Origin of the sequence: Bacillus cereus group sp. BfR-BA-01356 (assembly GCF_022663635.1) — a bacterium.
Taxonomy (GTDB): domain Bacteria; phylum Bacillota; class Bacilli; order Bacillales; family Bacillaceae_G; genus Bacillus_A; species Bacillus_A cereus.
The window spans coordinates 94841-104894 of sequence record NZ_JAKUFX010000006.1 but is presented as its reverse complement, the minus strand read 5'-3'; the positions used below and the strand labels follow the sequence as shown (position 1 = coordinate 104894).

The window sequence follows — 10054 nt, the reverse complement described above, 5'->3', positions numbered from 1 at the left end:
ACCATTATCTAGAAATATCTTGAGACGTCCAAGTATTTTCTTTATTACTGGACTCTTATTAGAGAGTAAAACTAAGCCTGAGATAGGGCTTAAATATTAATATACGAGGGGGAATAGGGATGAATTATTCACAAAAGTACTTTGTAATTATGGGGATTATTTTTCTATTTATGAGTGGATTTATGATATTAACAGGTATAATGACGCATTCTGCACCGCCAACCATAACGTATCCATTGCTTGGGATGATGATTATGAGTTTCTGTCTAAGCTACTTGCACCCGCAATTTAAAGAAAAAGACGAGCGAATGAAACTTATTCGTTATAAGGGAATGTTTGTAACCTTTTTTGCATTAACGGCATATTATCTTCTTTTCTCTATCGGCTTAAACTTAAAAATACTTACACTTTCTGCTACTGAATTATTAAATATACTTATGGCACTTACGATGAGTACAGTTTTTATCTCATTTGTTGTTTTATCAAAAAGATATTAAGATGGAAGAGAGAAAGGAAGATTAACATATGCAAATGATGTATGCTTTTGGCATTGGGCTTGTATTATTTTTAGCCGTATTCTTATTTATTCGTAAAGACGTTCAAGGCGGGACGTTAACGAAACGAGGATTTTATAAATTAATCGCCTGTTTAGTTGTTATGCTTATAGCGATTATTGTAATGATTGTTTTAATAAGTCAGTCACTATAGAATGTAAAAACGGAACCTTACTTCGGTAAGGTTTTTTTATATTATTCAACCTAAAAAATACCATTAATTCCATTTACTATAAATAACTTATATTATATAATCCAATGAAATGATAGATAAGGAGTGTAGTATATGAATAAAAAAACTATCTTCTATTTATTAACTTGTCTACTACTTGTAGCTAGTACTACTTATATAATATGTAACAAAAGAGAACAAGTGCCACCTATATTAGTATGGGACGAACAAGAATATTATGTTACGAATGAACCTGCCAAAGTAGAAGAAGTTGGGCGAAAACTTGGCGAAGTAACAAGGGAAATTAAAACAAGTAAAAAACCTACTAAAAATAGAGAATCTAATACATTACAAGAGAAAACAGAAGTATTCACAATGATTGAGGAAGAAAAAAGTGAATATCCGCCTTTAATCATAAAGGAAGCTTATAGTGATGAATATAGGGTAGTGAGGCCGATGTCGAAGCAGGTATTGTGATGAAAAGGAGAATCTTTTGTAGACAGTAATTTAGTATTCGTGGTCGTTAAGAAAAATATTTGTCTTTTCCTCCTATCGGTGCCGTTTACATTTTGATGAATAGAGGAGCAATGCAAAAGAGAGATTTCATTTTATATTTATTATTTACTGCTATTAATATATCGCTTTGGTTATCGTTTATGATTTTTGATTGGAGTATGTGGATGGTAGTAGGGCATTATTTGTTTGGAGCAGTTGTTATTGTTTTTTCGAATATGAATAAGAGCTAAGCCAGCAACCTTAAAGTTGCTGGTTTTTATTTTGCTATTTATAATGAAGAAACAAATTTTTAATAGAGAGTAGTGGGCGTTATGAGATGGAAAGAGGGAACGTTTGAAAAAATAGACACGAATGACTCATCTGTTGAGCAACTTATAAACACGTTTAAGGAACAAAACTTAATTGGTGGAACAATAATAAGCTGTTTTAAAGTGCATAACGAAAATTTTTTTAAAGAAATACCACATTCGAAAGATGGACATGAGCACTTCTTTAGAAGAATCTTCAACTCTTTAGACATAATCAATAACTTAGAAGAGTTAAAAATACATACATCAGACAAATATAAGTTTCGTTTTAAAGAGCAGCTGGCAGTTATGCTTGATGGTAGCATTGCTGCGCAAATTTTGTGGGGCGGAGCATATGAAGGGTTTAAGGAACGACCAGTTATCGCAAAACAATTAGCAGTCAATGTATGTCAATATATGTTCCAAGATCGATACGAAGATATTAAAGTGTTCGAAAGCTATCGCCCTTGGACAGATTGGTTTTACGATGTTGCGTGGGATGTTACTTGGATGGTGTTAGATAGTAGGGAACAGAAAATGTGGTTCATTTGTGCTACGGATACAGATTGATAGAAGAGGGCCTTGTAGGAATGCTGCAAGGCCCTTTATCTTTTGGGAATTAATAGAAAACGAATCATATAAATGCTATACTAAAAAATGTTTGTAATGTCAGTTTCATAATATTGTATGATGCTGACTTACTAGAAAAGATAAGAGGAGAATGAGCGTGCAAAAGATAAAGAAATTATTGCTATTAATGATGGTAGTAGGATCAACAGCAGGTGTTTTAGCAGGGTGTGCAAATCCGAAAGATACTACAGAAGAATTTTTAACAGCGATACAAAAAGGTGATATAGAAAAAGCTCGTACATTTGTTGAGAGTGACAAGGAATTTAATAAACTAAATGAAAAAACAGATGATGCTGAGGCAAAAGCAATGCTAAGTGCAATTACAAAGAACTTTAAATTTGAAAAGCTAGAAGAAGTATCGAAAAAGGATGACAAAGCAGAAGTGAAAGTGAAAATTACATCTGCTGATCTATCCGTTGCTGTAACAAAAGCAGTGGGAGAAGTTATGCCAATGGCCTTCGCTAGCGCATTTAGCGAAGACAAAGAACAATCTGAAAAAGCGATCGAAAAAACAATGACCTCAACTATCATCAAAAACTTAACGGATAAAGATGCAGCAATGGCAACTCGCGAAGTTACATTGAACTTAAAGAAAGACAAAGATGACGACTATAAAATCGTTGCTGACGATAACTTGAAAGAAGTATTGTTTGCCAATGCAAAGTCTTTGGAGAAGATGTTTGGTGGGAAGTAATTGAATGAGATAAAAAAGAGACACTATATCACGTAGAAGGTTGATATGGTGTCTCTTTTTTATATGACCCCGGAGAGGCTCGAACTCACGACCTCCACCCTGTCAAGGTGGCGCTCTCCCTGCTGAGCTACGGGATCCCAACTATAAATGTTACCATCAGCAATGTATTTTCATTTCATTCGTGTAATCGGAGGATTTGTACAATTTGTTGGGTATTGTAACATTTGATGTATTCCTATAATAGCAACAAACTTTAATGGTGTAAAGATGTAATTTTCTGAATATTTATATTCTAATTTTTGTATAAAAAAATAAGCCCCGAAGAGCTTATTTTAATAATAATATCAACGCAATTATCAATGATATTTTCAAAAATACAATCATAAATAATGGAGCTTGTTCATAAGCTATCGTCCTGTAACTGTCATTCCTGCTGTGTAAATTGTATCAATAGAACCGTCAGCGCCTTTTATTTCGACTTTATAACGATATGTTCCATCCTCATAAATATCATCGCCATATCCTGTGAAAGTTGCAATTTCATCATTGCTTCCAGCTGGGACCCATTGATTTTGCCAACGGAAGTTGGTTTCAAATTCTCCCCATCTATCGCCATATTTCTTTTCAAGGCTGACATTGTAATGAATTTCTTCAGCTCGGTCATTTGTAATTCTTGCAATTACGCTGTTACCAAAAGTAACTTGTGTAGAGTGTACCTGAACTGTAACACCGTTCACCGTTTCACCAGGACCACAAATGTAATGACAACCATCCCATTCGTCAGCATGTGCTTTTGGTGTTTCAATGTTCATAGCTGTTAAACCGCCTAAAGCTAAAGCTCCTGTTAATAATACTTTACTAAATGTTTTCACTTGAAATTCCCCCTAAGTATATTCTCAATTCGTTCGATAGATATCACATTAATCTAATGGAACGTTTTTTCCTTAAGTTTATTCGCTATGAATCTTTCATCTTGTAGTAATCTAATCTCTACATAAAATTTCATAGTTTTGATTCCATATATGTATCATGATTTACATAGAATAAATCTGTTAATACGTTTTGGGTATTTGCTTATCCCACTACTCTTTATTACCTTTTATTGGTAAAACGTTGATTTTATTATATACCATTATTATCTATTTACAAGAGAAAACAATACTGTATGCAAAAATGCATAATAAAAACACTACTTGTATTCTGAATTACAGAATACAAGTAGTGTTAGGTTTCAATTAATATTTAATTGGAACCTAATGCTAATTTTTTATGTTTAACAGTATACATATATCACTGTTTTTTTAGTCATAATTGATAAAATTTGTTCAGGGGACGCTCTTCCTGTTGAGCTATGGGATCTTTAAAAGGGAAAGTATAAGCGATTATGAGAGTAATGTATGAAGGGATAATGATGAGAAGCGAATTTAGTAGAAAGTAGTCTTTGGATGTAGAGGTTATATTATTTCCGATACCAATCCAAAGGACCTTCATCACTCAAATCAACAAGAAAAGGGAACAAGAAGTGTAAAGGTAAGCTTATAAGTTCTGGCATAGCGTTCACTGTTTTCTTTGATAGATATTGCCTCCCAAAACAATACGTACAATCTTTTTCAAATGTCACGAGTATTGACCATACATCTTTTACTTTCCATTTCGTTTTACAATACGTACAATGCGCCATTGAGTTCCTCCTCAGTTTAAGGTGTTTTCTAATATATTCTACTTTATTGTACGAAAGTCATTTGAATTTGATGTGGTAAAATGCAAAACAAGCCTAACCTCTTTCTACATTCAGGAAGGGGCTAGGCTTGTTTTAATTCCGTTCAAAGTCTCTTTGTATCAGGCTGTTTATACATTGCCTAGATAGCTTCGCGTTAAATTCGGGAGAATAATTTTTCCATCTTTACTGTATTTTTCGAATAGCTCTGATAGGAGAAAAATAAAGTTTTTATACTGTTCGTCATTTTCTTTCGGAGCATAAGATGCTGATAAATTCCTTCCCAAAAACCCTTCATAATCAAAAAGTAAATCATTTTGATATTCTTTAAAATCATACTTTCCATCTTTAAAAAAGCTGTTAAATACTTCTGGAGTTTCATCTATTCCACCGCTAAATCCTTTAAAGGTTGGGCAGGTTTTCTGGCAAATTTCTGCGTTCTCTTTAATAAGTGGACTAGTTAAATCTCTACTATTCCAAACAAGTGCAACATTTGCTTTTTGTTTTAAAATTCGTTGGCATTCGATTTTGAAAGCCTCTTTATTAAACCAATGAAATGCTTGGGCAACAGTTACTAAATCTACACTATTTTCTTTTAAAGTGGTATGTTCAGCAGTTGCTTTTATGGATTGAAAACGAGAATATAGTTTTAACGATTGCTCAGCGATCTTCCTCATATCATCATTTGGTTCAACTCCAATAACATGTAAACCACTTTCAAGCAGCTGGTGGCTAAATATCCCCGTACCTGAACCAATATCAGCCACAATCCGATTCCCTTTCAGTTGGTTAGCTGAAAGCAAGTAATCAATATATTCATTAGGATAACTAGGGCGATATTTTGCATATATATCGGCCCTGTCAGTAAAATTTTCTGTTGTTTTCACAGTACTACCTTCTTTCTTACGATATGATGTACAGAAATAGAAATTAAATATGAATTCAGGCATCAGTCTTTAAGTCTACAACTTAAGAATCCAGCTAAATAGAGGGCCTCAGTTTCTTTATTCAAATATCCTTTATCCGTTTAGTATACTATTTTAGATAATATCTTCCAAAAGACTAGAATGGCTTACTCAATTATGTTTTAAAGTGTATATTTTTATGGATTTATTTAATAATTTATGAGCGATTGTATGTCGTATTACGTTTACGTAGGTAAGAGATTTTTATTTTTGCTATTTAAATTGGCCAATATATCCTTTTTACAATTTACTGAAAATCATGTATAACAGAGATACATGATTATTTTATCTCGCTATTTGCGGGCAGTAAGATCCCTTACCTCGAAATTCAGCAAAAGTAAAGAAGTTAGGTTCGGGTTGGAATGGCCGTAAAAGTCCGATTCGTGAGGGTTGATGAAAGTTTCACTTTATAAATATTCAGAAGTAGAGGGAGAAAAGTTGTAATGGTAAGAAAAACGTTCAAGATGCGCGTGTCTAAAAATAGAACGATTTCGATTAATGGATCGATTCTTGATGTGGATGTTACACATGATGAATTTTTACAAGAGTTTGTTGAGTGGGTCGATTCTAAAGGTTGGTCGTTTATGGGAATAACAGATGAGATTACGCCCGAGGAAGCTAGTCAAAAGTTAATAGATTCGTTGATTGATGAGAAGGATAAGAAAGAGTAATTCCTTCTTATTTTTATTGTATATTTATGTTCTTTATCGTAAAAGTATGATATAGTAAAAAATAGTGAAATTTCTTCCAATATAATACAAATTACATATGATTGGTAGATTTATTATTTTGTTAAGGAGTAAATGGAAAAGGGAGAGTCATATGGTAAATTTTAAGAAAATTTTGGTTTTTATTACAGTTATTTGTTCGTTTTTTTTGACGCCCATAACATTGCGTGCTGAGACGAATATTGGAGTAAATCCAGAACAAGTTGCACCACCACCTGCGGAAGGACCGAATGTTTTTAGTCAGTTTGCAACGACAATTGATGCGAAAACAGGAGATGTTTTGTATGATAAAAACGCATATCACCGAGCATATCCTGCTAGTACGACGAAGGTGTTAACAGCGATTTTACTCATGGAGCATACAAAGCCAGAGGATCAATTTACATTTTCACAATTAGCATTAGATCAAGAGAAGAGTAATTATCAAATTGAGTTTCAACCTGGAGAGACAATTAATAGAAATACTGCGCTTATGATTTTAATGGTGCTGAGTGCGAATGATGTGTCGTATGCGATTGCGGAGCGGATTGGCGGGAGTGTTGAGAATTTCGCTAATATGATGAATGAGAAAGCGAAGCAATTAGGGGCGAAAGATAGCCACTTTGTAACACCGAATGGATTACATGATCCGAACCATTATACGACGCCGTATGATATGGCTATGATTACGAAGGGTGTGCAAAAGTATCCTGAAATTTTACAAGCGATGAATACGAAAAGAACGACAGTTACGACGTCTATGCAGACGGTGTCTATTTTTAATAAATCTAATTTTTTTGAAAATCCATATAGCATTGGCGGTAAAACAGGGTTTACGAATGAAGCGCGTAATACACTTGTTTTATTAAATGAGAAAGATGGAAATCGTATTATAAGCGTAGTAATGGCTTCTCAAAGACCTGAAATTTATGAAGATTTGAAGCAGATGGCGGACTATTCTTTCGGTCAATTTACGAAGCAAATGGTGCTTGATAAACATAATTGGCATCAAAAAACAACATATTTAAATAAAGATGTTAATTCTGAGTTGGAACAAAGTGCAGAGCTTATGCTTAAGAAAGATGAAGGGAAAAATGTGAAAACTATTTTCCGGGCGGCTTCATTAGATAAAGAATCTTTATATCATAAAGGAATACATCGTGGTGAGGTAGTTGGTGCAGTTGATATTACGAAAAATAATCAAACAATTGCGACGGTAAATGTTCTTTCAACAGAAGATGTCACTTTTGCGATGCCTAAAAAAGATACAACTATGCCTGAAGTAAAAGACTCAAATATGAAAGTAATAAGTGTTGGGATAGGTGCGATTGTATTATTTGGAGCAATTTTATATGTAGTGTTGCGCCGAAATACAAAAGGAATGAAATCAGAAGGTAAATAAATTACTAATAAAAAGACTGTGTAAAATTTTGGCACAGTCTTTTTTATATATCTTAAATAACTAATAATTGTAAATTTTCTTATTGCAATAACTTAAAGTTCGTTATATCATTTACTTGTGTTCTTGTTAAAGAACGCAATGGATATTGCATACTTCAAATAATATAAAACAACGGAGAGGGAGAGAGACGATGAAATTAATATGGAAGATAATTAGCAACGCGATCTCATTTGTTTTATTTGCATTGATGGTTTTTTTAGCTTTTGTAGTTATTTCTTCAAAAGCAAGCGGTGGTGATCCGACAGTGATGGGATATCAATTTAAGAGCGTTCTTTCAGGATCAATGGAGCCGACGTTTTTAACAGGATCAATCATTGCAATAGAACCAAACAAAGATGGTTCTAAATATCAAAAAGGTGATGTTATTACCTTTAAAGAGAAAGATCAAAAAATTATCACTCACCGTATTATCGGTGTGAAAGATACAAATGGAAAAGTAATGTATGAAACAAAAGGGGATAACAACAACGGACCAGATTTAGAGCCAGTACTTGCAGAAAATGTAGTTGGAAAGTATGCAGATATTACAGTTCCATATGTTGGTTATTTACTGAATTATGCGAATTCGAAAGCAGGAGCAGCATTACTTCTTATTATTCCAGGAGTCTTTTTGCTTGGTTATTCCGCTATTTCTATTTTTGGTGCTATTCGTAGCATTGACGGAGAAAAGAAAGATAAAAAAGTAGAACAATCCGTCTAGTTCGTTTGGTTATACTTTCCGTTTAGGAAGTTAACAAATATATATTAAGGGGATATGGACATGACTTTAAAGAAAAAATTAGGAATGGGTATTACATCAGCAGTATTAGGAGCAGCTTTAGTTGGTGGAGGAACATTTGCATTTTTCAGTGATAAAGAAGTGTCAAACAATACATTTGCGGCTGGAACACTGGATTTAGCATTAAATCCATCAACAGTTGTTAACGTATCGAATTTAAAGCCTGGGGATACAATTGAAAAAGAATTTAAACTAGAAAATAAAGGCTCTTTAGATATTAAAAAGGTTCTACTGAAAACAGATTATAATGTAGAAGATGTAAAGAAAGATAATAAAGATGATTTTGGTAAACATATTAAAGTAACATTCTTAAAAAATGTAGATAAGCATGAGACAATTGTGAAACAAACTACTTTAGATAAATTAAAAGGTGACACACTTACAGCTGTAGATAATGATTTATCGGCTTGGTTCTGGGATGAAAAAGGTATTTCAGCAGGTAAATCTGATAAATTCAAAGTGAAATTTGAGTTCGTTGATAATGGAAAAGATCAAAATCAATTCCAAGGCGATAAGTTACAATTAAATTGGACGTTTGATGCACAACAAACAGCAGGTGAAGAAAGATAATAATAAAAAGGGCTATCACATGGATAGCCCTTTTTCTATTTTTCTAGTATTTGTCTATCAATTTTAATAGTTCTTTACTATAATATAGATAATGTTCTGTATAAAGAACGTAATGTTCGATGGGAGAGATTAAGATGCTGAAAAGACCGCGTAATTTTAAAAAGATGCTTATATTGCCGTGTATGTGTTCTATTACGTTTTATTTAGGATCTCAAATTATGACGCATACAGAAGCGGCGTTCATTCATGAAACGAAAGTAGAAGCGACGCTTTCTACAGCAATTATATTTCCGAAAACAGTTAATACGTTAAAAGAGCAATCTGAGAAACATAAACAGTTTATTGAGCGTGAGTATGGAACGATGAAGGGGAAATCGAAAGCAACTTCTATTGAAGAAATAAAACAGGCGATTTCTGTATGGCAACAAGGGCGTGAGAAAATTGTTGCTGAGAAGGAAGCTCTGCAAAATGTATATACTGAAATAGAAGCTCCTTACAATCAAATACAAGAAGAATTAAAGGTAAATAAAGATGAGTCGATGCAGCAAGTGTCCATATATGTAAATGAAGGCTTTCGCAGTATCAAAGAGAAGCGTGACTATATTGAGAAAGAAATTAGCTTGAAAGCTATTGATGAGCAAATTCAGGCTCTTCAGCAACAATTAAACGTTGCAATTGAAGCGGAAGGACAAAAGAAAGTAGAAGAACAAAAGAAAGCCGAAGAACAGAAGAAAGTAGAAGAACAGAAAAAAGTAGAAGAACAGAAAAAAGTAGAAGAACAGAAAAAAGTAGAAGAACAGAAAAAAGTAGAAGAACAGAAAAAAGTAGAAGAGCAAAAGAAAGCGGAAGAACAGAAAAAGCTAGAAGAGCAGAAGAAAGCGGAGGAACTGCTTTAGTGAAACAGCTAGAAAACAAGAATGTGGTGTAAGAGAGAGTGAACGAATAAGCAAGACTAGTAATATTTATACGAGTGTGAGGGAACGTTAGCCCTCACCTCTTTGT

The 10054-nt window shown here is 33.5% G+C and carries 13 protein-coding genes, 1 tRNA gene and 1 pseudogene; 11 read left to right on the top strand and 4 right to left on the bottom strand.

The genetic code is table 11. The features are described from left to right. The first annotated feature begins 119 nt into the window (after positions 1-119). The 6 genes and pseudogenes from MR168_RS04335 to MR168_RS04310 all read left to right on the top strand — a co-directional run bounded on the left by MR168_RS04335 (position 120) and on the right by MR168_RS04310 (position 2853). Positions 120-497 (top strand): permease, encoded by a 378-nt coding sequence (locus MR168_RS04335; RefSeq protein WP_086411859.1) that lies wholly within the window; start codon positions 120-122, stop codon positions 495-497. A 28-nt stretch (positions 498-525) separates the two neighbouring features. Next, a complete protein-coding gene (locus MR168_RS04330) occupies positions 526-708 on the top strand; it encodes a DUF3976 domain-containing protein (protein WP_001178291.1) in 183 nt (60 codons plus the stop codon). Positions 709-840: 132 nt separating this feature from the next. Continuing rightward, entirely contained in the window at positions 841-1203 is a 363-nt protein-coding gene (locus MR168_RS04325; RefSeq protein ID WP_001036583.1) for a hypothetical protein, read from the top strand. A gap of 55 nt (positions 1204-1258) precedes the next feature. Next, positions 1259-1472: pseudogene (locus MR168_RS04320) on the top strand (hypothetical protein). Positions 1473-1553: 81 nt separating this feature from the next. Beyond that, positions 1554-2099: a hypothetical protein gene (locus tag MR168_RS04315; protein WP_001267333.1), complete on the top strand. Its 546-nt coding sequence runs from the start codon at positions 1554-1556 to the stop codon at positions 2097-2099. A gap of 157 nt (positions 2100-2256) precedes the next feature. Then, positions 2257-2853 carry a hypothetical protein gene (locus tag MR168_RS04310; RefSeq protein ID WP_140159364.1) on the top strand — a complete coding sequence of 199 codons (597 nt, stop codon included), beginning with the start codon at positions 2257-2259 and terminating at the stop codon, positions 2851-2853. 64 nt (positions 2854-2917) lie between these two features. Here MR168_RS04310 and MR168_RS04305 read toward each other — a convergent pair. From MR168_RS04305 to MR168_RS04290, 4 genes are all read right to left on the bottom strand, one after another. Next, a tRNA-Val gene (locus MR168_RS04305) sits at positions 2918-2990 on the bottom strand. A 270-nt stretch (positions 2991-3260) separates the two neighbouring features. Then, positions 3261-3725, bottom strand: coding sequence for a hypothetical protein (locus MR168_RS04300; protein WP_048534153.1), 465 nt, complete (start codon positions 3723-3725; stop codon positions 3261-3263). A 587-nt stretch (positions 3726-4312) separates the two neighbouring features. Then, the gene (locus MR168_RS04295) at positions 4313-4534 is read right to left on the bottom strand and encodes a hypothetical protein (RefSeq protein ID WP_086411857.1); all 222 of its coding nucleotides are present in this window, start codon (positions 4532-4534) and stop codon (positions 4313-4315) included. A gap of 167 nt (positions 4535-4701) precedes the next feature. Further along, complete coding sequence (locus tag MR168_RS04290) at positions 4702-5457, bottom strand: class I SAM-dependent methyltransferase (RefSeq protein ID WP_069604301.1); 756 nt, start codon at positions 5455-5457, stop codon at positions 4702-4704. Positions 5458-5978: 521 nt separating this feature from the next. On the opposite strand from MR168_RS04290, the gene MR168_RS04285 reads away from it, so the two are divergent. The 5 genes from MR168_RS04285 (at position 5979) to MR168_RS04265 (ending at position 9948) form a co-directional block, all read left to right on the top strand. Further along, positions 5979-6206: a hypothetical protein gene (locus MR168_RS04285; protein WP_000251856.1), complete on the top strand. Its 228-nt coding sequence runs from the start codon at positions 5979-5981 to the stop codon at positions 6204-6206. A gap of 151 nt (positions 6207-6357) precedes the next feature. Continuing rightward, positions 6358-7644, top strand: coding sequence for a D-alanyl-D-alanine carboxypeptidase family protein (locus MR168_RS04280; RefSeq protein WP_069604300.1), 1287 nt, complete (start codon positions 6358-6360; stop codon positions 7642-7644). A gap of 190 nt (positions 7645-7834) precedes the next feature. Further along, on the top strand, positions 7835-8404 hold the full coding sequence (gene sipW / locus MR168_RS04275; protein WP_000767792.1) for a signal peptidase I SipW: 570 nt from the start codon (positions 7835-7837) through the stop codon (positions 8402-8404). Between the two features lie 60 nt (positions 8405-8464). Beyond that, positions 8465-9052 carry a CalY family protein gene (locus tag MR168_RS04270; RefSeq protein ID WP_000172852.1) on the top strand — a complete coding sequence of 196 codons (588 nt, stop codon included), beginning with the start codon at positions 8465-8467 and terminating at the stop codon, positions 9050-9052. A gap of 119 nt (positions 9053-9171) precedes the next feature. Continuing rightward, a complete protein-coding gene (locus MR168_RS04265; protein ID WP_242291197.1) occupies positions 9172-9948 on the top strand; it encodes a DUF4047 domain-containing protein in 777 nt (258 codons plus the stop codon). Positions 9949-10054 lie beyond the last annotated feature (106 nt).